The sequence below is a fragment of the Nocardioides terrigena genome (assembly GCF_003047265.1).
Classification (GTDB): Bacteria; Actinomycetota; Actinomycetes; order Propionibacteriales; family Nocardioidaceae; genus Nocardioides; species Nocardioides terrigena.
This window is the reverse complement of record NZ_PZYY01000015.1, coordinates 13,855-35,264: the sequence shown is the minus strand read 5'-3', so window position 1 is coordinate 35,264 and position 21,410 is coordinate 13,855. Positions and strand designations below refer to the sequence as shown.

Sequence of the window (21,410 nt, the reverse complement as noted above, 5' to 3'; positions counted from 1 at the left end):
ATGCTGACCGACTCTCGAGCCTGTGAGGGCCTCGGGGGGAGAGGCGGGCAGAACGACGAGTGAAGCACAGGATTTCTGGCCTGTCCCAATTCTCGGTTGAGATTTCTACCGTGTCCCCGGTCACCGGGCCGACACCGCACCGCTTTCCCGCCGACACCACTCCGACACCGGAGCGTTATCCCCCCGTGACCTCGAGGGCGTCCTCGCGGACGTGCAGGTCGCGTCCGTCGGCGTCGTCCAGCCACCCCTCCGGCAGCACGACCCGCTTGCGCGGCGCCCCCTGCCGTCCCCGCGGCGTGCCCAGCTCTCCGACCGGGAACCCCTCGTCGGGATCGAGGTCGGCGAGCAGGTCGTCGAGGGTGTCGAGCGACTCGACCAGCGCCAGCCGGTGCCGGAGGTCGCCACCGGCACGGAAGCCCTTGAGGTACCACGTGACGTGCTTGCGGAACTCCTTGCAACCGCGCTCCTCCCCCATGTGCTCGCTCAGCAGCTCGGCATGGCGGCGCATCATGGCCGACACCTCGCCGAGCGTGGGCAGGGTCGCCACCTGCTGCCCGGTGAAGGCGGCGGCGAGGTCGCGGAAGAGCCACGGCCGGCCGAGGCAGCCGCGACCGACCACCACGCCGGCGGCGCCGGTCTCCTCGACCATGCGCACCGCGTCGGCGGCCTCCCAGATGTCGCCGTTGCCGAGGACCGGGATGTCGACGCTGGCCGCGAGCTCGGCAATGGCGTCCCAGTCGGCCTGGCCGGAGTAGGCCTGCTCGACGGTGCGACCGTGCAGGGCGATCGCCGCGACACCGGACTCCTGCGCGATGCGGCCGGCGTCGAGGTAGGTGAGGTGGTCGTCGTCGAGGCCCTTGCGGGTCTTCATCGTGACCGGCACGTCGTACGGCGTCGCAGCCGCCACCGCCGCCTCGAGGATGTCGGCGAGGAGGCCACGCTTCCACGGCAGCGCACCCCCGCCGCCCTTGCGGGTCACCTTGGGGACCGGGCAGCCGAAGTTGAGGTCGACGTGCGCGACGCCGTACTCCTCGCACAGGACCTGCACGGCCCGTCCGACGTAGTGCGGGTCGGTGCCGTAGAGCTGGACGGAGCGGATCGTCTCGAGCTCGTCGAAGACCAGCATCTTGCGCGTCGTCTCGTCGCCCTCGACGAGGCCGCGCGAGGTGATCATCTCGCAGACGTAGAGCCCGGCCCCCTGCTCCGCGCAGAGCCGCCGGTAGGCGGCGTTCGTGATGCCGGCCATCGGCGCGAGCACGACGGGGGTGTCGACGGTGACCGCCCCGCCGCCCGGGGAGCGCAGGGTCAGGGACGACGGCAGGGACATGGCCCCATTGTCGCCGGTGGGGTCAGCGGCCCCGACGGGAGGGGCGCTCGCGGTCGGCGCGCTCCGGCTCACCGGTCCAGGTGATCGCCTCCACGTCGGGGACCGGCTGGAAGGCCATCGCGTCGTACGTCGACCCGGCGCGCGCAAAGAAGACGAGGCACTTGCTGCGGCTGTCCCCCGGCGCGAAGGCCGTGGGCAGGGGTCGGGACCGGCACGGGGCGAAGGGCTCCTCGAAGCCCCACGACGGCCCCAGGGTGCCGGAGGAGTCGAGCAGGTAGAGCGGCACGTCCAGCCCGCCGAGGTCGGTGTCGCCGACGTTGGCGATCGTCACGTCGACGTAGTAGGGCTGCGCCCCCGCGACGGTGCCGGACGCGACCAGTCCGTCGAAGTCCGCGGTCGCGGCCTCGCGGACGGCGTCCACCCGCAGGTCGAGCACACCCTCGAGGTCCGCCGACGGCCTCCACACGACCGTCGCGTCGTCCCCGAGGTCGAGCGCCGCACCGGGCTCGGTGGTGGCGACGTCCGCGGCGGTCGGCTCGCCGGCCGGGGTCGAGGCCCCTGCGTCCGGCGTACCGGCACCCGACGTCGCGTCGTCGGTCGAGCACGCCCCGAGCGCGACGAGCACACCGGTGCACACCACCGCGACCGGACCGAGACGCCTCATGCGGGCATTGTGCACCCGCGTGCTGGGCGGCGGTCCCGGACCGCCGCGGGGGTCAGCAGCCGATGAGCCGCTCGGCGAACCAGCGCGTGATGCCGTCGAGGCTGACCCGCTCCTGGGTCATCGTGTCCCGCTCGCGGACGGTGACCGCGTTGTCGTCGAGGGTCTCGAAGTCGACGGTGACGCAGAACGGCGTACCGATCTCGTCCTGGCGGCGGTAGCGACGGCCGATCGCGCCGGAGTCGTCGAAGTCGACGTTCCAGTTCTGGCGCAGCTCGGCGGCGAGGGCCTTGGCCTTGGGCGAGAGGTCGGCGTTGCGGCTCAGCGGCAGCACCGCGACCTTGACCGGGGCCAGGCGCGGGTCGAGCTTGAGCACGACGCGCTTGTCGACGCCGCCCTTGGTGTTGGGGGCCTCGTCCTCGGTGTAGGCGTCGATGAGGAACGCCATCAGGCTGCGGGTGAGGCCGGCCGCCGGCTCGATGACGTAGGGCATGTAGCGCTCGTTGCTGGCCTGGTCGAAGTAGGACAGGTCCTTGCCGGAGAACTCGCTGTGCTGCTTGAGGTCGAAGTCGGTGCGGTTGGCGACGCCCTCGAGCTCCTCGAAGTCGCGGCCGGAGAAGCCGAAGCGGTACTCGATGTCGACGGTGCGCTTGGAGTAGTGCGAGAGCTTCTCCGCCGGGTGCTCGTAGTGGCGCAGGTTGTCGGGGTTGATCCCCAGGTCGACGTACCACTGCGTGCGCTGGTCGATCCAGTGCTGGTGCCACTCCTCGTCCTCGCCGGGCTTGACGAAGAACTCCATCTCCATCTGCTCGAACTCGCGGGTGCGGAAGATGAAGTTGCCGGGCGTGATCTCGTTGCGGAAGCTCTTGCCCATCTGGGCGATGCCGAACGGCGGCTTCTGGCGGCTGCTGGTGACCACGTTGGCGAAGTTGAGGAAGATGCCCTGCGCGGTCTCGGGGCGCAGGTAGTGCAGGCCCGACTCGTCCTCGATGACGCCGAGGTAGGTCTTGAGCATCATGTTGAAGTTGCGCGGCTCGGTCCACGCCCCACGGGTGCCGCAGTTGGGACAGGCGACCGACTCGTTGATGTCGACCGTGTCGGGGTCGTCGATGCCCTTCTTGGCGGCGTGGTCCTCCTGCAGGTGGTCCTCGCGGAAGCGCTTGTGGCACGACTGGCACTCGGTCAGCGGGTCGCTGAACGTGCTCAGGTGGCCCGAGGCCTCCCACGTGCGCGTCGGCAGGATGACGCTCGAGTCGAGGCCGACCACGTCCTCGCGCCGGGTGACCATGAACTTCCACCACTGCCGCTTGATGTTCTCCTTGAGCTCCACGCCCAGCGGGCCGTAGTCCCAGGCGGACCGGGTGCCGCCGTAGATCTCACCGCAGGGGTAGACGAAACCGCGACGCTTCGCGAGGGAGACGACGTTGTCCAGGGCGGTGGGGGCGGGCTTGGCCACGATGAATTCCTTGGGAGAGAGGACAGGCCGGCTGGCTGCCGGTCGGTGTCACCACCCTATCGACGGCCGGCCACGGGATTTCGCGGGGCGTCAGGGCTCGAGCAGGTAGCCCAGTCCGGGACTGGTGATGAGGTGTCGCGGGTGCGCTGGATCGGCCTCGAGCTTGCGCCGCAGCTGCGCAGCGTACACCCGCAGGTAGTGGCTCTCGTGGAGGTAGGCCGGCCCCCACACCTCGCGCAGGATCTGCTCCCGCGACACCAGCTTGCCCGGGTTGCGGGCCAGCAGCTCGAGGAAGGACCACTCCGTGGGTGTGAGCCGCACCTCCGCTCCCCCGCGGCTGACGGTCTTGCGGCCGAAGTCGATGACCAGGTCGCCGACGACGGCGGGCTCGACGTCGCGCGCCGGCTCGTGGGAGCGGCGTACGGCGGCGCGCAGCCGGGCCATCAGCTCCTGCATCGCGAAGGGCTTGGTGACGTAGTCGTCGGCCCCCGTGTCGAGGGCGTCCACCTTGTCCTCGCCGTGCTGGCGGGCGGACAGCACCACGATCGGGACCGAGGTCCAGCCGCGGATGCCCTCGATGACCTCCATGCCGTCCATGTCGGGCAGGCCGAGGTCGAGCAGCACGACGTCGGGGTGGACGGTCGCCACGGCGTCGAGGGCGGACCGCCCGTCGGGCACGGTGGTCACCGTCCAGCCGTGGGCCTGGAGGTTGATCTGCAGCGCCCGGGCGAGCGCGGGCTCGTCGTCGACGACCAGCACGTGGGTGGGCACGTCAGGATCCTGCCACCGCGCGGGGGACGGTGAGGAGCATCGTGAGCCCGCCGCCGGGGGTGTCGTCGGCGACGAGCGTGGCCCCCACCGCGTCGGCGAGGCCACGCGCGACCGCCAGGCCGAGCCCCAGTCCCCCCGTCGTGGCGTCCCCCAGCCGCTGGAAGGGCTCGAACATCCGCTCGCGGGCCGCCTCGCTGACCCCCGGCCCGCGGTCGGCGATGCGGACCACCACCTCGTCGGCCCGCACGTGCGCGTCCACCCGGACCGGGGTGCCCGCGGAGTGGCGCACGGCGTTGGCGACGACGTTGGCGACCACCCGCTCGAGCAGCCCGGGGTCGGTGCGCACGAACGGCGCCCCCTCGTCGAGATCGAGCTCCACGGCACCCGCGGAGTGGCCGGCGACCGCGAGGGGCAGCACCTCGTCGAGGCTCACGTCGCGCACCGTGGGCGTGAGCAGGCCCGAGGAGATCCGGGAGAGGTCGAGCAGGTTGTCGATCAGTCGCTCGAGCTGGTCGGTGGACCCGTCGAGGCTGGCCAGCAGCTCGGCGCGGTCGGCCTCCCCGAGGCGGGCGTCGCCGACCAGGCCGTCGACGGAGGCGCGGATCGTCGAGAGCGGCGTACGCAGGTCGTGCGAGACCGCACGCAGCAGCGCGGTGCTGGTCGCCTCGGCGTGCTCGAGCGCGGCGGCGCGGGCGTCGCGCTCACGCAGGCGGCGGTACTCCAGGACGAGCCCGGCCTGCACGGCGAAGCCGTCGAGGACGCGGACCTCCGAGGCCCGCAACGGCCGCCCGCGCAGGGCGAGGACGCGCCGGTCGTCGACCCGCACCCGGGTGTCCCCGGACTCGGGGTCCGCGGGGGCGTCGGGGCCGTCGCCGGCCACCAGGTCCCAGCCGGTGGCGTCGTCGCGCCGGGCCAGCAGCGACACCGACTCCAACCCGAAGGTGGCACGCAGCCGGGACACCACCGCCTGGGCGGTGTCGTCCCCGGTGAGCACCGACTGCGACAGCCCGGACATGGCGGTCGCCTCGGCACGGGCCCGCGCGGCGTCCGCGGCGAGGCGGGAGGCCCGGTCCACCACCGACGCCACCGCCGCGGCGGTGGCGACGAAGACCACGAGGGTGGCGACGTTCTGCGGCTCCGCGATCGTCCACCGTCCGACGGGTGGTGTGAAGAACCAGTTGAGGAGGAGGAACCCGGCCAGTGCGGTCACCAGGGCGGGGAGCAGGCCACCGATCATCGCGACGAGGACGGTCGTCGCGAGGTAGAACATCACCTCCATCGAGAGGCTCTGCTCGGTGTGGGTCGCCTGCAGGACCAGGGTCAGGAGCGCGGGCAGGACGAGCGCTGCGCCCCAGCCGGCGAGCTGTCGTCCACGGCTCAGGGGCGAGACCGAACGACGCCACCGGCGCGGGGCACCGGCGCCGTCGTGGGTGACGAGGTGGACGTCGATCGGACCGGACAACCGGGCGATCTCGGTGGCGGTCGAGCCGGTGAAGAGCTGCCGGAGGCTGGTGTGGCTGGAGACCCCGACGACGACCATCGACGCGTTGACGCCGCGGGCGAACTCGATGACCGCCTCGGGCACGTCGTCGCCCACCACGGTGTGGAAGGACCCGGTCAGCTCCTCGACCAGCTCGCGCGAGGCGTGCAGCTGGCTCGCGTCGGCGCCGGTCAGGCCGTCGGAGCGCACCACGTGGACCGCGACGAGCTCGCTGCCCGCCGAGCGGGAGGCGATGCGGGCTGCGCGCCGGATCACCGCCTCGCTCTCGGCGCCACCGGTGATGGCCACGACGACCCGTTCACGTGCTGGCCAGGGCTGGTCGATGCGATGCTCGCGTCGGTAGTCGTCCAGGGCGTCGTCCACCCGGTCGGCCACCCAGAGCAGGGCGAGCTCACGCAGGGCGGTCAGGTTGCCCACGCGGAAGTACGACGTGAGCGAGGCGTCGATCTGCTCGGCCTGGTAGACGTTGCCGTGGGCCATCCGCCGACGCAGCGCCTGCGGGCTCATGTCGACCAGCTGGATCTGGTCGGCCGCGCGCACCACGTCGTCGGGGACCGTCTCGCGCTGCCGCACTCCGGTGATCCGCTCGACCTCGTCGTTGAGGGAGGCGAGGTGCTGGATGTTGACCGTGGTGATGACGTCGATGCCCGCGCGGCGGATCTCCTCGACGTCCTGGCAGCGCTTGGGGTGGCGGCTGCCCGGCACGTTGGTGTGGGCGAGCTCGTCGACCAGCACCACCGCGGGCGCCCGGGCGATGATCGCGTCGGTGTCCATCTCGGTGAACGTCGAGCCGCGGTAGGCGACCTCGCGCCGCGGCACGACCTCGAGGCCCTCGAGCTTGGCCAGCGTGTTCGGTCGACCGTGGGTCTCGACCAGGCCCACGACCACGTCGGTCCCCCGCGCCCGGCGCCGGTGCGCCTCGTCGAGCATGGCGAAGGTCTTGCCGACGCCGGGCGCGGCACCGAGGTAGACGAGGAGCCTTCCGCGCCGCTGCACGTCCTCGGGACCGGTCATGGTCTCAGTCTCGCAGGGCGGCGACGGCGGAGTTGAGCGCCAGCACGTCCACCCGGGGCTCGCCGAGGAAGCCGAGCGTCCGGCCGTCGGTGTGCTCCTCGACCAGCCCGGCCACCTGCGCCTCCGACAGGCCGTTCTCCCGTGCCACACGCGGCACCTGGAGCGCCGCGTAGGCGGGCGAGACGTGCGGGTCCAGGCCGGACGCCGATGCGGTGAGCGCGTCCGCAGGGACGTCGGCGGGGTCGACGCCCTCCTCCGCGGCGACGGCCGCGCGCCGCTCCTCGATCGTCGCGACCAGCTCGGCGCTCTGGGGGCCGAGGTTGGAGCCGCCCGTGGCGAGCGGGTCCCAGCCCTCCCCTGCGGCGGACGGGCGTGGGTGGAACCACTCCGGACCGGAGGACGCCTGGCCGATGAGGGCGGAGCCGACGGCGTCGTCGTACGACGTCGTGCGGCCGCCGTCGGCGGTGACCAGCGAGCCCGACGCCCGCCAGTCGAAGGCGGCCCGGGCGACGCCCGTGACGGCCAGCGGGTAGGCGACGCCGAGCAGGAGGGTGAGCACGAGCAGGGCGCGAACGCCGGCGAGGGTGTGCCGGCCGAGGGTGAACAGGGATTCCATGACTGCCTCAGATTCCGGGGAGGAGGGAGATGACCAGGTCCAGGACCTTGATGCCGACGAACGGCGCGATGAGCCCACCCACCCCGTAGACCAGGATGTTGTGGCGCAGCAGCACCTCCGCCGCGGCCGGCTTGTAGGCCACGCCTCGCAGGGCCAGCGGGATGAGCGCGACGATGACCAGCGCGTTGAAGACCACCGCCGACAGGATCGCCGACTCCGGGCTGGAGAGGGCCATCACGTTGAGCACGTCGAGCTGGGGGAAGGCGACGACGAACATCGCCGGCAGGATCGCGAAGTACTTCGCGATGTCGTTGGCCACCGAGAAGGTCGTGAGCGCGCCGCGGGTGATGAGCAGCTGCTTGCCGATCTCCACGACGTCGATGAGCTTCGTCGGGTCGGAGTCGAGGTCGACCATGTTGCCGGCCTCCTTGGCCGCCGACGTGCCGGTGTTCATCGCGACCCCGACGTCGGCCTGCGCCAGTGCGGGGGCGTCGTTGGTGCCGTCCCCGCACATGGCGACGAGTCGTCCGCCCTCCTGCTCCTTGAGGATCAGGGCCATCTTGTCCTCGGGGGTGGCCTCGGCGAGGTAGTCGTCGACGCCGGCCTCCTCGGCGATCGCCCGGGCCGTGAGGGCGTTGTCGCCTGTGATCATCACGGTGCGGATGCCCATGGCGCGCATCTCGTCGAAGCGCTCGCGCATCCCCTCCTTGACGACGTCCTTGAGGTGGACGACCCCGAGGACGCGGGCCGGCTCGTCGCCGACCTGCTCGGCCACGACCAGGGGCGTGCCTCCCGACGAGGCGATCCGCTCGACGATCTCGTCCAGCTCGCCGGCAGGCTGCCCGCCGGTGCCGTGGATCCACGTCGCCACGGCGCTGCCCGCCCCCTTGCGGATGCTCCGGCCGGGCAGGTCGATGCCGCTCATCCGGGTCGTGGCGGTGAACTCCACCAGGACGGCACCCTCGGGCACGGTCGCATCCGCGGCCAGCCCACGGGCGTGGACCAGGTCCACGATGCTGCGGCCCTCGGGCGTCTCGTCGGCAAGGGAGGACAGCTGGGCGGCCCCGGCCAGCCGGACGAGCGCCACCCCGTCCACCGGGAGCAGCTCGGCCGCCTGCCGGTTGCCGTAGGTGATCGTGCCGGTCTTGTCGAGGAGCAGCACGTCGACGTCGCCGGCCGCCTCGACCGCGCGGCCGGACATGGCCAGCACGTTGCGGCGTACCAGCCGGTCCATGCCCGCGATGCCGATCGCGCTCAGCAGGGCTCCGATCGTGGTGGGGATCAGGCACACGAGCAGGGCCGCGAGCACCAGGACCGACGGCTGGATGCCGGAGTAGTCCATGAAGGGCCACAGGGTCGCCACGACCAGCACGAAGACAGCGGTCAGCGAGAGCAGCAGGATGTTGAGGGCCACCTCGTTGGGGGTCTTCTGGCGCTCCGAACCCTCGACCAGCGCGATCATCCGGTCCACGAACGAGTGACCCGGGTCGGAGGTGATCCTCACGACGATGCGGTCGGAGAGGACCACCGTGCCGCCCGTGACGGCGCACCGGTCACCGCCGGACTCGCGGATCACGGGAGCCGACTCGCCGGTCACCGCCGACTCGTCGACGGTGGCGACGCCCTCGATGACGTCGCCGTCGCCCGGGATGCGCTCCCCGGCCTCCACGACGACCACGTCGCCGGCCCGCAGGCTGCCGCTGGGGACCTCCTCCACGGGGAGGGTCATCAGCCCGCCCGTCGCGACCCGGTCGGCCGCGCCTGCGATGCGTCGCGCCGTGGTGGTCTGCTGGAGGGTGCGCAGGCTGGCCGCCTGCGCCTTGCCCCGACCCTCGGCGACCGCTTCGGCGAGGGTGCCGAAGAGCACGGTGAGCCACAGCCACAGCGTGATGGAGACGGAGAACAGCGACGGGTCGAGCACGGTCGCCACGGTGGTGACCACCGCGCCGACCTCCACGACCAGGAGCACCGGGTTGTCGATCAGCTCGCGGGGGCTCATCTTGGCGAGCGCGAGACGGAAGGGGACGGTCACTGGAGTGCCTCCGCGATCGGGGCGAGCGCCAGGACGGGGACGAACGTGAGTCCGACCACCACCAGGGCGACGCCGGTGAGGAGAATGACGAAGAGGGGCTTGTGCGTGGGCAGGGTGCCGGCACCTGCCGGGACCCGGTGCTGGGCGGCGAAGCGCCCGGCGAGGGCGAGCACGAAGACGATCGGCAGGAACAGGCCGGCGAGCATGCAGACCCCGAGGAGGGTGTTGTAGAACGGCGTGCCGGTCGTGAGCCCGGCGAACGCCGAGCCGTTGTTGTTGCCGGCGGACGTCACGGCGTACAGCACCTCCGAGAGGCCGTGCGCGCCGCTCTCCTGCTGACCGGCGAGCCCGGCGTCGGTGCTGATCGCGAGGGCGGTGCCGACGAGGACGACCGCGGGGGTGGCGAGGACGTAGAGCGCGACGAGGACCATCTCGCGCTGTCCGATCTTCTTGCCGAGCCACTCGGGCGTGCGCCCGACCATCAGGCCGGACAGGAAGACGGTCACGGCGGCGAGCATCAGCATCCCGTACAGCCCGGACCCGACCCCGCCCGGCGCGATCTCGCCCAGCTGCATGTTGAAGAGCGTCACCAGGCCTCCGGGAGCGGTCAGCGAGTCGTGCATGGAGTTCACGGCACCCGTGGACGTCCCGGTCGTGGTAGCGGCGAAGAGTGCGGACCCGGCCTCGCCGAAGCGGACCTCCTTGCCTTCCATCGCGCCGCCGGCCGCGGCGGGCGCCGCCCCCGGTGCGGCCATCTCGGCCCAGGTGAGGAGGCCGATCGAGGTCGCGAGCAGGATCGACATGACCGCCAGGACCGCGCGGCCCTGGCGACGGTCGCCGACGAGCCGACCGAAGGCGAGCGCCATCGCGAGCGGGATGAGCAGGATGAGGTAGACCTCGACGAGGTTGCTCAACGGGCTCGGGTTCTCGAAGGGGTGGGACGAGTTGGCGTTGTAGAACCCGCCACCGTTCGTGCCGAGCTCCTTGATGACCTCCTGGCTGGCGACCGGTCCGCCGGTGAGGGTCTGGCTGCCGTCGGCGAGCGTGCCGACCACCTGGGGCGCGTCGAAGTTCTGGACGACGCCGAGGACCACGAGCACCAGGGCACCCAGGACGCTGATCGGCAGCAGCACGCGCAGGACCCCACGGACCAGGTCCACCCAGAAGTTGCCGACGCGGCCCTGGGCGCCCGACCGGGCGAGACCGCGTGCGAGGGCGACCGCGACGGCCATGCCGACGGCGGCGGACACGAAGTTCTGCACCGTCAGGCCGGTCATCTGCATGAGGTGCCCGAGGGCGGCCTCGCCGGAGTACCACTGCCAGTTGGTGTTGGTGACGAAGGAGACGGCCGTGTTGAAGGCGCCGTCGGCGGGAAGCGCCTCCATGGCGAGCGACAGCGGGAGGTGCTGCTGGAGGCGGCCGAACGCGTACAGCGCGAGGACCCCCACCAGCGAGAACCCGAGCACGGAGGTCAGGTAGCTGCGCCAGTGCTGGTCGGCGTCGGGATCGACACCGACCGCTCGGTAGACCACGCGCTCCGGGGCCAGGTGGCGTGGGGCGCTGTACACGTGGGCGAGGTAGCGCGCGAGCGGCGGCACGGTGAGCGCCAGCAGGGCGACCAGGGCAGCGACCTGCAGCAGCGCAGGGACGAGGGAGCTCACCGGTCGAGCCTCCTGGCGAGGAGGGCGAGGCCGACGAAGAACGCGACCACGAGCAGGGAGAAGAGGAGATCGGGCATGGGTCAGTCCTACGACCGCCCGGTCCCCCGCCGGGACGTCCTTGATGGTTCCCTGATGCCCGTCCCCGCCGCGTTGACGCAGCCCTGACGGGTCAGGCGCGCGGGATGTCCACGTTGAGGTCGGTGCCGGGCTCGACGACCTCGTAGGCGCTGGGCTCGTCCAGCGCGCGGCTCAGCGTCGGCACGGCGTGCAGCTTGACGTCGTACGACGACAGCGCGCGGCGGTAGGCGCCCACGTGCTCCCAGGTGGTGGTGAGCACCCAGAGCTCGGGGTCGTCGACGTTGCGACCGACCGTGCCGGCGAGGTAGCCGGGCCGCGCGGCGAGCGCGCCGTGGGCGGCGTCGATGCCCGCCCGGAAGTCGCCGGACTCGGCGGTGGGCACACGGAACCTCGAGACGACCAGCACGAGCCGATCATAGGGACCACGACGGCGGTCGGGTTGCCGAGTTGACAATCATTCTCATGTTGCTGAGAATCGTTCTCATGTTGCCGTTCGCCACCCGTTCCCGTGTCCTCCCGCTCGTCGCTGCCTCAGCCCTCCTCCTTGCCGGGTGCGGCAGCTCGGACGGCGGGTCGGACGTGGGGTCCGACCGCCAGGCGGTGGCCGCCTTCTACCCGCTGGCGTGGGTCACGGAGCGGGTGGCGGGCGACGACTGGGAGGTCACCAACCTCACCCAGCCCGGCGGCGAGCCGCACGACCTCGAGCTGGGCATCAGCCAGACGGCGGACCTCGACGAGGCGGAGGTCGTGGTCTTCGAGCACGAGTTCCAGCCGGCCGTCGACGAGGCCATCGACAACGTCTCGGACGCGGTCGTGGTGGACGCCGCCCAGGCCGTGGAGCTGCGCACGTTCGAGGAGCAGCACGCGGGCGACGAGCACGCCTCGGAGGAGGAGCACTCCGAGGGCGACGGGCACGACCACGGCGGCGTCGACCCGCACTTCTGGCAGGACCCGCTGCTGATGGCCGATCTCGCCGACGCCGTCGCCGACGGCCTGGCCGAGGTCGACGCCGACGGTGCGGCGACCTATCGCAGCAACGCCGCCGACCTGCGCGCCGACCTCGAGGCCCTGGACGCGGAGCTCACCGAGGGCCTCGCCTCGTGCGAGCGTGACACCGTGGTCGTCAGCCACGAGGCGTTCGGTTACCTCGAGCGCTACGGGCTGCACTTCGAGGGCATCGCGGGCCTCTCCCCCGACGCCGAGCCGACGCCCGCCGTGCTCGCCGAGCTGGAGGACCTGATCGCCGACGAGGGCATCACCACCGTCTTCTCCGAGCGCCTCGCCTCGCCGGCGATGGCCGAGGGCCTCGCCTCCGACACCGGGGTGGAGACCGCGGTGCTCGACCCGATCGAGGGACCGGGCGAGGGTGACGACGCGAGCGACTACCTTGCTCTCATGCAGCAGAACCTCGCCGCGCTCCAACGAGCCAACGGATGCTGAACGCCGCCGGCACCCCGGTCGTCGAGGCCCGCGACGTCACCGTCGCGATCGGCGGTCGGCCGGTGCTGCGCGGCAACGACCTCATCGTCCGGGAGGGCGAGTTCGTCGCCCTGATGGGCGCCAACGGGTCCGGCAAGAGCACGCTGGTGCGCGCCCTCACCGGCCTGCGCCCGCTGACGCAGGGCTCCGTCCTCCTCTTCGGCACCCCGCTGCACGACTTCGGGGACCGGCACCGGATCGGCTTCGTCCCGCAGCGGGGCACGGCCACCGGCGGGGTGCCGGCCAGCGTCCGCGAGGTGGTGTCCTCGGGCCGGTTGAGCCGACGCCGCCTGCTGCGTCCCGCGGGCCGCGCCGACCGGGCGGCCATCGACGACGCCCTCGAGGTCGTCGGGCTCACCGACAAGGCGGGCGACGGCGTGTCCACGCTCTCCGGCGGCCAGCAGCAGCGCGTGCTCATCGCCCGCGCTCTGGCAGGTGAGCCGGAGCTCTTCTTCCTCGACGAGCCGACCGCCGGCGTCGACCTGCCCAACCAGCTCGCGCTCGCCGACGCCCTGCGCACCCTCTCGGGGCGCGGCGCCACCGTCGTCCTGGTCGCCCACGAGCTCGGCCCGCTCGAGCCGCTCGTCGACCGGGCGGTCGTCATGCGGGACGGGCGGATCGCGTACGACGGCACGCCGCTCTCGCACGAGGACGTGCACGGCCACCACCACCCGGTCGACGCCCGGCACGACCACGTGCCGCACGTCGGCTCCCCCTTCGACACGATGTCGCACGACCCGCGGGAGGGTGGCCGATGAGCCTCGCCGAGCTCGCCGACCTCCTCGATCGCGACTTCATGCAGCGGGCGCTGCTCGCGGCCCTGCTGACCGGGCTGGCCGCGCCCGCCATCGGCACGTTCCTCGTGCAGCGCCGGCTGGCCCTGCTGGGCGACGGGATCGGCCACGTGGCCGTCACCGGCGTCGCCCTCGGGCTGCTCACCGGGACCTCCCCGACGTGGACGGCGGTGGTCGTGGCGATCCTGGGTGCCGTGCTCATCGAGGTGATCCGCGAGCAGGGACACACCAACGGAGACGTCGCGCTGGCGCTGCTCTTCTACGGCGGCCTGGCCGGTGGCGTGCTCATCACCGGGCTCGCCGGCGAGGGCGCCAACAGCCTGCAGGTCTACCTGTTCGGCTCCGTGACGAGCATCAGCTCCACCGAGGTCTGGTACACCGCCGGGCTGGCCGTGGTCGTGCTGACGCTCACCCTCGGCCTGCTCCCGCAGCTCTTCGCGGTCGCCTCCGACCCCGAGTTCGCCCGGGTCATGGGGCTGCAGGTGCGGTTCTACAACCTGCTCGTGGCCGTGCTGGCCGCGGTGAGCGTCACCGTCGCGATGCGCACGGTGGGGCTGCTGCTGGTCTCGGCCCTCATGGTCGTCCCGGTCGCCACCTCGCAGCAGCTGGCCCGGTCCTTCCGCACGACGCTGCTGGCCGCCATGGTCATCGGCGCGATCGCGGCGGTCGGCGGCCTGGTCGGCAGCGCCTGGCTGTCCGCGCAGGCGACCGTGGCACCCGGCCCCTCGATCGTGCTGCTCGCGCTGGCGATGTTCGCCGCCACCTGGCCGGTCGGCGTGTGGTTGCGCCGGCGCCGGCGCCTCGCCGAGCCGTTCCCCATCCTGGCGGTCGACTCCCCCGACCCGCACCAGGTCGCCGGCCACACCGATGACGAGCACCCCCACGAGCACGGCGACGACTGCGGGCACCCCGCGGTCCGGCACGGCGACCACGTCGACTACGTCCACGACGGCCACCGGCACGCGCCCCACGGAGAGCACTATGACGAGCACTGACCGCCAGCCCCTGCGCCCCACCCGGCAGCGGATCGCCGTGACCGAGGCCCTCGCCTCGTTCGACGACTTCCGCAGCGCCCAGGAGATCCACGACCTCCTCGACCGGCGCGGCGCCAAGGTCGGGCTCGCCACGGTCTACCGCACCCTCCAGCGGCTCAGCGAGTCGCACGAGGTCGACATGCTGCGGACCGAGGACGGCGAGGCCGTCTACCGTCGCTGCTCCGACACGCACCACCACCACCTCGTCTGCCGCGAGTGCGGGGCCACGGTGGAGATCGAGGGGCCGGCCGTCGAGCGCTGGACCAACGCGATGGCCGCCGAGCACGGCTTCGCCGACGTCTCGCACACGCTGGAGATCTTCGGCACCTGCCCGCGGCACTGACCCCGCGGCGGACGGATCAGGTCTGGTTGGGCAGCGCCCCGCCGTAGCGGCGGTCGCGACGCGCGTACTGCTCGACGGCCTGCCACAGGTGGCGCCGGTCGACGTCGGGCCAGAGCACGTCGGTGAAGACGAGCTCGCTGTAGGCCGCCTGCCAGAGCATGAAGTTGGACAACCGCTGCTCCCCCGACGTGCGCCACACGAGGTCGGCGTCGGAGAGCTCGGGGACGTAGAGGTGCCGGGCGAAGGTGCGGGCGTCGATCTTGTCGGGGTCGAGCCGGCCCTCGGCCACGGCCCGGCCCATCGAGCGGGCGGCGTCGACGAGCTCGGAGCGGCCGCCGTAGTTGACGCACATGGTGAGCGTCAGCACGTCGTTGTCGCGGGTCATCTCCTCGGCGACCCGGAGCTCCTTGACCACGGACTTCCAGAGCCGGGGCGCCCGGCCGGCCCAGCGGACCCGGACACCGAGCTCGTGCATCTCGTCGCGGCGGCGGCGGATGACGTCGCGGTTGAAGCCCATGAGGAACTTGACCTCGTCGGGCGAGCGCGACCAGTTCTCGGTGGAGAAGGCGTAGGCGGAGATCGCCTTGACGCCGATCTCGATGGCGCCCTCGACGACGTCGAAGAGCGAGCTCTCGCCCTGCTCGTGCCCCTTGGTACGCGGCAGCCCGCGGTCCTTGGCCCAGCGGCCGTTGCCGTCCATCACGATGGCGACGTGGCGCGGCACGAGGTCGGCGGGCACGGCGGGGGGCCGGGCGCCGCTGGGGTGCGGGGTCGGCGGTCGGACGCTTCGCTTCACGGGACGAACCCTAGTCAGGCGGGACGCGTCAGCGCTCGACGTACGCCATCGAGCGCAGCCCGCGCTCGACGTGCCAGGCGAGGTAGGCAGCGACCAGGGAGCTGGCCTCCTTGAGGTGGCGCGGCTCGGCGGCGTGCACCAGCGGCCAGTCGCCGGTGAGCAGGGCCGCGCCGAGGCGCAGGGTCTCCTCGGCGGGGGTCGCCGACCCGGGCAGCTTGCACAGCCGGCACAGCACACCGCCCGCCGACGGGTTGAAGTAGCGGTGCGGCCCCTCGACGCCGCAGGAGACGCAGTGGTCGAAGGACGGTGCCCAGCCCGCCACCGACAGCGAGCGCAGCAGGTAGGAGTCGCGCACCTGGCCGGCCTCGTGCTCGCCGCCCGCCATCGCGCGCAGACCGCCGACGAGGAGCAGGAACTGCTGGACCGCGGGCTCCTTCTCCTCGGTGACCAGCCGCTCGGCGGTCTCGAGCATCACGGTGCCCGACGTGTAGCGCTCGTAGTCGAGCCCGAGCCGGGAGTGGAAGGGGTCGATGGTCTCGGCCTGGGTGATCGTGTCGAGGTTGCGGCCCTCGGCGAGCTGGAGGTCGACGTGGTTGAAGGGCTCCAGCCGCGAGCCCCAGCGCGACGACGTACGCCGCACGCCGCGCGCCACCGCACGGACCCGGCCGTGGTGGCGGGTCAACAGGGTGATGATGCGGTCGGCCTCACCCAGCTTGTGGGTGCGCAGCACGACCGCCTCGTCGCGGTAGAGGGGCACCCGGCCATTCTGCCCCGTCAGGGGGTACGACGCCGCGCGCCCCGCGGGGAGTCCCAGCACGAGCGCGCGAAGCCGGCTGCCAGGGTGTTGAGCCGCTCGGGGGCGGAACGCCACTCCAGGATGCTGCGGGCCCGGACGAACTGCGCGTTCGGCATCTCGGCCGCCAGCATGGCGGCGTCGGCGGCCGGGTGGATCGGGTCGGCCGGGTGGCCGACGACCAGCGCCGGGACCTGGATGGCGCGTCGCTGCGCCGAGGACGGCGCGACCCGTCCGAAGAAGATCCCGTGCACGGCCGCGGCCATCGGGGCCGCCTGCTGGTTGCAGGTGTCGAGCCCGATCCCCACCCAGAACGGCACGAGCCCGCGCGGGACGGGCCGGGTCACCCAGCGCAGCGCGGAGACGGTCAGGGGCATGAAGCGGGCGGCGAACAGCAGTGGTGCGAAGGCCATGATCCCGGCCTCGAGGGCGTTGTCGAGGACCGGCATCTCCAGCAGCAGCCCGCGGACCCGCCCGGGGGCCAGCACCGCGACCTCGAGCGACACGTTGGCCCCCAGCGAGGTGCCGCCGATGATCGCCTGCTCGGCACCGAGGTGGTCGAGCAGGGCGACCACCTGCTCGCCGAAGGCGGTCATCGAGTAGGACAACGGGTCCGCGGGGCGGTCGGAGCGGCCGTGCCCGAGCAGGTCGAGGGTGACCACGTGGAGACCCTCGGCGGCCAGGGCGCGCGCGAGCGGCTGGTGCATCCGGCGCGGCATCAGCTGGCCGTGCAGGAGCACCACCCACGCGTCGCCCGAGCCGTACTCGGTGTACTCGAGCCGGTCCCGTCCCCCGGCGTGCTCGAGGAAGAACTGGCCGATCCGCTCGCTGACCAACATGGCGGGCAATCTAGGGCATCCCGCGACTGTCAGGCGCGGTTGACCGCGGAGATGACCGCCTTGAGGGACGCGGTGACGATGTTGGCGTCGAGCCCCACGCCCCACAGGACCTTCTCGCCGACCGCGCACTCGACGTACGCCGCCGCGATGGCGTCGCCGCCCGAGGACAGGGCGTGCTCGTGGTAGTCGAGCACCCGGACGTCCCAGCCCCGCTCGGCGGCCTGCGGGAGGCCGTTGATCGCGTCGACGAACGCCGCGATGGGGCCGTTGCCCTCGCCGGAGAGGCTGGTGAGCTCGCCGTCGACGAAGACCTGGGTGGTGAGCTGGTCCTTCTCGCCGGCGGCGCTGCTCGTGTGGACGGAGTCGAGCCACAGCGGACGCTCGCGGTCGAGGTACTCGCTGCGGAACGCCTCCCAGATGGCGGCGGGCGCGACCTCGCCGCCCTCGGTGTCGGTGCGCTGCTGGATGACGCGGCTGAACTCGATCTGGGCCCGGCGGGGCAGGTCGAGCTTGTGCTCGTGCTTGAGGATGTAGGCCACGCCGCCCTTGCCGGACTGGCTGTTGACCCGGATGACCGCCTCGTAGCTGCGGCCCACGTCCTTGGGGTCGATGGGCAGGTAGGGGACCGCCCACTCGTGGTCGTCGACGTGGACGCCGGCGTGCTCGGCGTCGGCCTCGAGGGCCTCGAAGCCCTTCTTGATGGCGTCCTGGTGGGAGCCGGAGAAGGCGGTGTAGACGAGGTCGCCGCCGTAGGGGTGGCGCTCGTGGACGGGCAGCTGGTTGCAGTACTCGACCGTGCGCCGGATGTCGTCGATGTCGGAGAAGTCGATCTGCGGGTCGATGCCCTGGGTGAGCAGGTTGAGGCCCAGCGTCACCAGGCAGACGTTGCCGGTGCGCTCGCCGTTGCCGAACAGGCACCCCTCGATGCGGTCCGCGCCGGCCAGGTAGCCGAGCTCGGCCGCCGCGACCGCCGTACCGCGGTCGTTGTGCGGGTGCAGGGAGAGGATGACGTGCTCACGGTGGTGCAGGTGGCGGCCCATCCACTCGATGGAGTCGGCGTACACGTTGGGCGTGGCCATCTCGACCGTCGCCGGCAGGTTGATGATCACGGGGCGCTCGGCGGTCGGCTCGAAGACGTCGAGGACGGCGTTGCAGACCCGCACGGCGAACTCGAGCTCGGTGCCGGTGTAGGACTCGGGTGAGTACTCGTAGAAGACGTCGGTGCCGGGGACCAGCTCCTCGTACTTCTTGCAGATCTCCGCGCCGCGGACGGCGATGTCCTGGATGCCGTCCTCGTCGAGGCCGAAGACGACGCGGCGCTGCAGGGTCGACGTCGAGTTGTAGAGGTGCACGATGGCCTGCTTGGCCCCGCGCAGCGACTCGTAGGTGCGCTCGATCAGCTCCTCGCGGGCCTGGGTCAGCACCTGGATGACGACGTCGTCGGGGATCAGGTCCTCCTCGATGAGCATCCGCACGAAGTCGAAGTCGGTCTGCGACGCGGCCGGGAAGCCGACCTCGATCTCCTTGTAGCCCATCTTGACGAGGAGCTCGAACATCTCTCGCTTGCGGGCCGGGCTCATCGGGTCGATGAGCGCCTGGTTGCCGTCGCGCAGGTCGACCGCGCACCAGCGGGGCGCCTGCGTCATCCGCTGGGTGGGCCAAGTGCGGTCGGTCAGGTCGACCGGGATGAACGGCACGTAGCGCTCGTGCTTCATGCCGCTGGGCTGCTGGGGGTTCCGCTCGTGGGGCGGGGTGCTGATGATCATGAGGTCCTCGATGTCGCTGGTGACGGGCGCCGGTGCACAGCACGCTCTCCGCAGCGAGGAGGCCGGCTGGGTCAGGCCTCGCTGCGGCAGCGAAGAAGGAGGCTGCGCGTCATGATGCGTCCAGCGTAGCCCGGTCCCGTTGTGTGCGCCTCCCCGTCCTCCCGCCGTGAGACGCCACGCCCACGACGTACGACGTCGAGCACCGGCGTACGACGCTCAGGCGCGGCCGCGGGCCGCGAACGCGACCGCGGTGAGGTCGAACGGACCGTCCCCGAGGCGTTCACGGCATGTCGCCCGCAGCTGCTCACGGCGGACCGGGCCCAGGGCCGCGACGGACTCGCCCACCGGGCCGACCCCGTGGAGGTAGGGCTCCCACCACTCCTCGAAGGTCGGGTGGGTGACGGTCACGGCCATCTCGGCGCCCTCGACGTCGCGCACGCCCGCTCCCTCCAGGATGGCCACCAGCTGGCCCTCCGCCCCGCCGGGCAGCCTCCGCTCGCCCGGGTGGTCGGGGTCGATCTCCTCCAGTGCGCCCCACAACGGGGCCATCGGCTCGCGCCGGCCGTGCAGGTCCCACACCGTCGCGCCCACCCGGCCGCCGGCGCGGGTGACGCGGGCCATCTCTGCGAGCCCGCCGACCGGGTCCTGCATGAAGTGGACGACCAGGCAGGAGCCGGCGACGTCGAAGGACCCGTCGTCGTACGGCAACGCCTCGGCCGTGCCCTCCCGGACGTCGACGCCGGGGAAGCGGGACCGGCACGCCTCGACGAAGGTCGGCGACGGATCCACCGCCGCCACCTGCGCTGCGCCGAGCCGCTCGACGAGGTGGCCGGTCAGGGCGCCCGGGCCGCACCCGACGTCGAGCGCCCGCTGGCCCTCGGAGACCTCGAGCCAGTCGGCGAGCATCCCGGCGAGGGGACGCGAGTAGCGCCCCATGAACCGGTCGTACGCCTCGCCGGGCACGTCGAAGCCCATGCCGTACCACGCTACTCCTCGTGGGCCCCGGCGTCGCCCCTCGATCGGCCCGTCCCTTGCGCGGGCGCTGCGACCGGCGCCGTAGCCTCGGCCCATGGCTCGCCTGCTCGTCGTCCACCACTCCCCCACGCCGCTGGTGCGGTCGCTGACCGAGGCGGTGCTGGCGGGGGCTCGCGACGACACGATCCGCGGCGTCGAGGTCGTCGAGCGGGAGGCGCTGGCGACCACTGCCGAGGACGTCCTCGGCGCCGACGGCTACCTCCTCGGGACGACGGCCAACTTCGCCTACATGTCCGGGGCGCTCAAGCACTTCTTCGACACGATCTTCCTCGAGGCCGGCGGCGCGCTGACCGACGACGGGTCCGCCTCCGGCGGCACCGGCGGCCGGCGGCCGTTCGGGTTGTGGGTGCACGGCCGCTACGACACGACCGGCGCAGTGCGGTCGGTGGAGTCCATCGTCGGTGCGCTGCCGTGGCAGCGGTCCGCCCCGGTGCTCGAGGTCCTCGGCGAGGTCGGCGACGCCGAGCGCGCGGCGGCGTACGAGCTCGGCGGTACGATCGCCGCGCTGTTGAGCGACTGAACGGACGGACAGGGTATGGCGCACCGCGGGCTCGTCTCCGCCGTCCTCGCGACCGTCCTGGGCATCGCCGCCACGGGGTGCAGCGGCTCGCCGTCCTCCCCCACGTCGTCGCCCTCGTCGTCCCCCTCCGCCTCGACAGCCTCCCCCTCGTCACAGTCGCCGACGGCGGTCGTCCAGCCGGAGCGGCCGACCAAGGACGGCTGCCACCTCCTGACGTACGACCAGGCGATCGCGCCGGTCGTCGCAGGCGCCGACGTGCCCTGCGGGCAGCGACACACGGCGCAGACCTTCAAGATCGGCCGCCTCGACCTGGTGAGCGACGGGCACCTGCGGGCGGTCGACTCCCCGGACGTCCAGGCCGAGGTCGCCCGGACCTGCACCGGGCTGCTCGGTGAGCACGTGGGCGGCTCGGTCCAGGACCGTCGCCTGAGCATGGTGCAGCCGGTGTGGTTCACCCCGTCGGTGGAGGACGCGGCCGCCGCGGCCGACTGGTTCCGCTGCGACGTCGTCGCCCTCGCCTCCGCCGAGGAGCTGCTCCCCCTCCCGCCGGACTCGCAGGGCCTGGTCGCGTCGTCGGACCGCTTCGACATGTGTGGCACCGCCGATCCCGGCGCGGCGTCCTTCGAGCGCGTCGTCTGCAGCGTCGGCACCCCCGCATGGCGGGCGATCTCGACCGTGGACCTGCCGGGGTCGGCCTACCCCACCGCCGCCCAGGCGGCGTCGCGGATGCAGTCGCCCTGTCGCTCGGCGGCGCGCGCTCAGGCGGACGACCCGCTGGACTTCACGTGGTCGGAGGAGCGCCCCACCCAGGACCAGTGGGAGGCGGGTCAGCGGTACGGCATCTGCTGGGTCCCGGTCTGATCCTCGCCGCGCTCGCCGATCGAGCGGCAAGCA

At 72.5% G+C, this 21,410-nt stretch carries 20 protein-coding genes; 6 read left to right on the top strand and 14 right to left on the bottom strand.

Annotation, left to right across the window (positions count from 1 at the left end; genetic code table 11):
• Positions 1 to 175: 175 nt before the first annotated feature.
• The 9 genes from dusB to DAE25_RS21875 all read right to left on the bottom strand — a co-directional run bounded on the left by dusB (position 176) and on the right by DAE25_RS21875 (position 11,523).
• Positions 176 to 1,327 carry a tRNA dihydrouridine synthase DusB gene (gene dusB, locus DAE25_RS21910; RefSeq protein ID WP_107768396.1) on the bottom strand — a complete coding sequence of 384 codons (1,152 nt, stop codon included), beginning with the start codon at positions 1,325 to 1,327 and terminating at the stop codon, positions 176 to 178.
• 22 nt (positions 1,328 to 1,349) lie between these two features.
• Complete coding sequence (locus DAE25_RS21905) at positions 1,350 to 1,991, bottom strand: hypothetical protein (RefSeq protein ID WP_107768357.1); 642 nt, start codon at positions 1,989 to 1,991, stop codon at positions 1,350 to 1,352.
• A gap of 52 nt (positions 1,992 to 2,043) precedes the next feature.
• Entirely contained in the window at positions 2,044 to 3,444 is a 1,401-nt protein-coding gene (locus DAE25_RS21900; protein WP_107768355.1) for a glycine--tRNA ligase, read from the bottom strand.
• A gap of 90 nt (positions 3,445 to 3,534) precedes the next feature.
• Complete coding sequence (locus DAE25_RS21895; RefSeq protein ID WP_107768353.1) at positions 3,535 to 4,215, bottom strand: response regulator; 681 nt, start codon at positions 4,213 to 4,215, stop codon at positions 3,535 to 3,537.
• A 1-nt stretch (position 4,216) separates the two neighbouring features.
• Positions 4,217 to 6,730: a sensor histidine kinase gene (locus DAE25_RS21890; RefSeq protein WP_107768350.1), complete on the bottom strand. Its 2,514-nt coding sequence runs from the start codon at positions 6,728 to 6,730 to the stop codon at positions 4,217 to 4,219.
• 4 nt (positions 6,731 to 6,734) lie between these two features.
• On the bottom strand, positions 6,735 to 7,346 hold the full coding sequence (gene kdpC, locus DAE25_RS21885) for a potassium-transporting ATPase subunit KdpC (protein WP_107768349.1): 612 nt from the start codon (positions 7,344 to 7,346) through the stop codon (positions 6,735 to 6,737).
• 7 nt (positions 7,347 to 7,353) lie between these two features.
• Positions 7,354 to 9,378, bottom strand: a complete 2,025-nt coding sequence (gene kdpB / locus DAE25_RS21880; protein WP_234411202.1) for a potassium-transporting ATPase subunit KdpB — start codon at positions 9,376 to 9,378, stop codon at positions 7,354 to 7,356.
• Complete coding sequence (gene kdpA / locus DAE25_RS23645; RefSeq protein ID WP_199907726.1) at positions 9,375 to 11,039, bottom strand: potassium-transporting ATPase subunit KdpA; 1,665 nt, start codon at positions 11,037 to 11,039, stop codon at positions 9,375 to 9,377. The genes kdpB and kdpA overlap by 4 nt, the downstream gene beginning before the upstream one ends.
• Positions 11,040 to 11,208: 169 nt before the next feature.
• Positions 11,209 to 11,523, bottom strand: a complete 315-nt coding sequence (locus DAE25_RS21875; RefSeq protein ID WP_107768347.1) for an antibiotic biosynthesis monooxygenase family protein — start codon at positions 11,521 to 11,523, stop codon at positions 11,209 to 11,211.
• Positions 11,524 to 11,600: 77 nt separating this feature from the next.
• Here DAE25_RS21875 and DAE25_RS21870 point away from each other — a divergent pair, with 77 nt between their 5' ends.
• Genes DAE25_RS21870 through DAE25_RS21855 form a run of 4 tightly spaced genes read left to right on the top strand, consistent with a single transcriptional unit; the run spans position 11,601 to position 14,767 of the window.
• On the top strand, positions 11,601 to 12,557 hold the full coding sequence (locus DAE25_RS21870) for a metal ABC transporter substrate-binding protein (RefSeq protein WP_107768345.1): 957 nt from the start codon (positions 11,601 to 11,603) through the stop codon (positions 12,555 to 12,557).
• On the top strand, positions 12,551 to 13,354 hold the full coding sequence (locus DAE25_RS21865; RefSeq protein ID WP_107768343.1) for a metal ABC transporter ATP-binding protein: 804 nt from the start codon (positions 12,551 to 12,553) through the stop codon (positions 13,352 to 13,354). Before DAE25_RS21870 ends, DAE25_RS21865 begins: the two co-directional genes overlap by 7 nt.
• A complete protein-coding gene (locus DAE25_RS21860; protein ID WP_199907725.1) occupies positions 13,351 to 14,385 on the top strand; it encodes a metal ABC transporter permease in 1,035 nt (344 codons plus the stop codon). The genes DAE25_RS21865 and DAE25_RS21860 overlap by 4 nt, the downstream gene beginning before the upstream one ends.
• Positions 14,372 to 14,767: a Fur family transcriptional regulator gene (locus tag DAE25_RS21855; RefSeq protein ID WP_107768341.1), complete on the top strand. Its 396-nt coding sequence runs from the start codon at positions 14,372 to 14,374 to the stop codon at positions 14,765 to 14,767. The genes DAE25_RS21860 and DAE25_RS21855 overlap by 14 nt, the downstream gene beginning before the upstream one ends.
• Before the next feature lie 16 nt (positions 14,768 to 14,783).
• Here DAE25_RS21855 and DAE25_RS21850 read toward each other — a convergent pair whose 3' ends face one another.
• The 5 genes from DAE25_RS21850 to DAE25_RS21830 form a co-directional block, all read right to left on the bottom strand.
• Positions 14,784 to 15,563 (bottom strand): isoprenyl transferase, encoded by a 780-nt coding sequence (locus DAE25_RS21850; RefSeq protein ID WP_107768339.1) that lies wholly within the window; start codon positions 15,561 to 15,563, stop codon positions 14,784 to 14,786.
• Between the two features lie 28 nt (positions 15,564 to 15,591).
• Positions 15,592 to 16,320 (bottom strand): DNA repair protein RecO, encoded by a 729-nt coding sequence (gene recO, locus DAE25_RS21845; RefSeq protein ID WP_107768337.1) that lies wholly within the window; start codon positions 16,318 to 16,320, stop codon positions 15,592 to 15,594.
• A gap of 17 nt (positions 16,321 to 16,337) precedes the next feature.
• Complete coding sequence (locus DAE25_RS21840; RefSeq protein ID WP_056888335.1) at positions 16,338 to 17,195, bottom strand: alpha/beta fold hydrolase; 858 nt, start codon at positions 17,193 to 17,195, stop codon at positions 16,338 to 16,340.
• Positions 17,196 to 17,224: 29 nt separating this feature from the next.
• On the bottom strand, positions 17,225 to 18,961 hold the full coding sequence (gene leuA / locus DAE25_RS21835; protein ID WP_107768335.1) for a 2-isopropylmalate synthase: 1,737 nt from the start codon (positions 18,959 to 18,961) through the stop codon (positions 17,225 to 17,227).
• A 216-nt stretch (positions 18,962 to 19,177) separates the two neighbouring features.
• Positions 19,178 to 19,936 carry a class I SAM-dependent methyltransferase gene (locus DAE25_RS21830; RefSeq protein ID WP_107768333.1) on the bottom strand — a complete coding sequence of 253 codons (759 nt, stop codon included), beginning with the start codon at positions 19,934 to 19,936 and terminating at the stop codon, positions 19,178 to 19,180.
• Between the two features lie 94 nt (positions 19,937 to 20,030).
• On the opposite strand from DAE25_RS21830, the gene DAE25_RS21825 reads away from it, so the two are divergent.
• Both DAE25_RS21825 and DAE25_RS21820 read left to right on the top strand, forming a co-directional pair.
• Positions 20,031 to 20,516, top strand: a complete 486-nt coding sequence (locus tag DAE25_RS21825; protein WP_107768331.1) for a flavodoxin family protein — start codon at positions 20,031 to 20,033, stop codon at positions 20,514 to 20,516.
• A 15-nt stretch (positions 20,517 to 20,531) separates the two neighbouring features.
• Positions 20,532 to 21,377: a septum formation family protein gene (locus DAE25_RS21820; RefSeq protein WP_107768329.1), complete on the top strand. Its 846-nt coding sequence runs from the start codon at positions 20,532 to 20,534 to the stop codon at positions 21,375 to 21,377.
• Positions 21,378 to 21,410 lie beyond the last annotated feature (33 nt).

Bases quoted from the DNA above. Each gene is read 5' to 3' on its own strand.
- dusB (WP_107768396.1), bottom strand. From the start codon at position 1,327: ATGTCCCTGCCGTCGTCCCTGACCCTGCGCTCCCCGGGCGGCGGGGCG.
- DAE25_RS21905 (WP_107768357.1), bottom strand. From the start codon at position 1,991: ATGAGGCGTCTCGGTCCGGTCGCGGTGGTGTGCACCGGTGTGCTCGTC.
- DAE25_RS21890 (WP_107768350.1), bottom strand. From the start codon at position 6,730: ATGACCGGTCCCGAGGACGTGCAGCGGCGCGGAAGGCTCCTCGTCTAC.
- kdpC (WP_107768349.1), bottom strand. From the start codon at position 7,346: ATGGAATCCCTGTTCACCCTCGGCCGGCACACCCTCGCCGGCGTTCGC.
- DAE25_RS21870 (WP_107768345.1), top strand. From the start codon at position 11,601: ATGTTGCCGTTCGCCACCCGTTCCCGTGTCCTCCCGCTCGTCGCTGCC.
- DAE25_RS21865 (WP_107768343.1), top strand. From the start codon at position 12,551: ATGCTGAACGCCGCCGGCACCCCGGTCGTCGAGGCCCGCGACGTCACC.
- DAE25_RS21860 (WP_199907725.1), top strand. From the start codon at position 13,351: ATGAGCCTCGCCGAGCTCGCCGACCTCCTCGATCGCGACTTCATGCAG.
- DAE25_RS21855 (WP_107768341.1), top strand. From the start codon at position 14,372: ATGACGAGCACTGACCGCCAGCCCCTGCGCCCCACCCGGCAGCGGATC.
- DAE25_RS21840 (WP_056888335.1), bottom strand. From the start codon at position 17,195: ATGTTGGTCAGCGAGCGGATCGGCCAGTTCTTCCTCGAGCACGCCGGG.
- leuA (WP_107768335.1), bottom strand. From the start codon at position 18,961: ATGATCATCAGCACCCCGCCCCACGAGCGGAACCCCCAGCAGCCCAGC.
- DAE25_RS21830 (WP_107768333.1), bottom strand. From the start codon at position 19,936: ATGGGCTTCGACGTGCCCGGCGAGGCGTACGACCGGTTCATGGGGCGC.
- DAE25_RS21825 (WP_107768331.1), top strand. From the start codon at position 20,031: ATGGCTCGCCTGCTCGTCGTCCACCACTCCCCCACGCCGCTGGTGCGG.
- DAE25_RS21820 (WP_107768329.1), top strand. From the start codon at position 20,532: ATGGCGCACCGCGGGCTCGTCTCCGCCGTCCTCGCGACCGTCCTGGGC.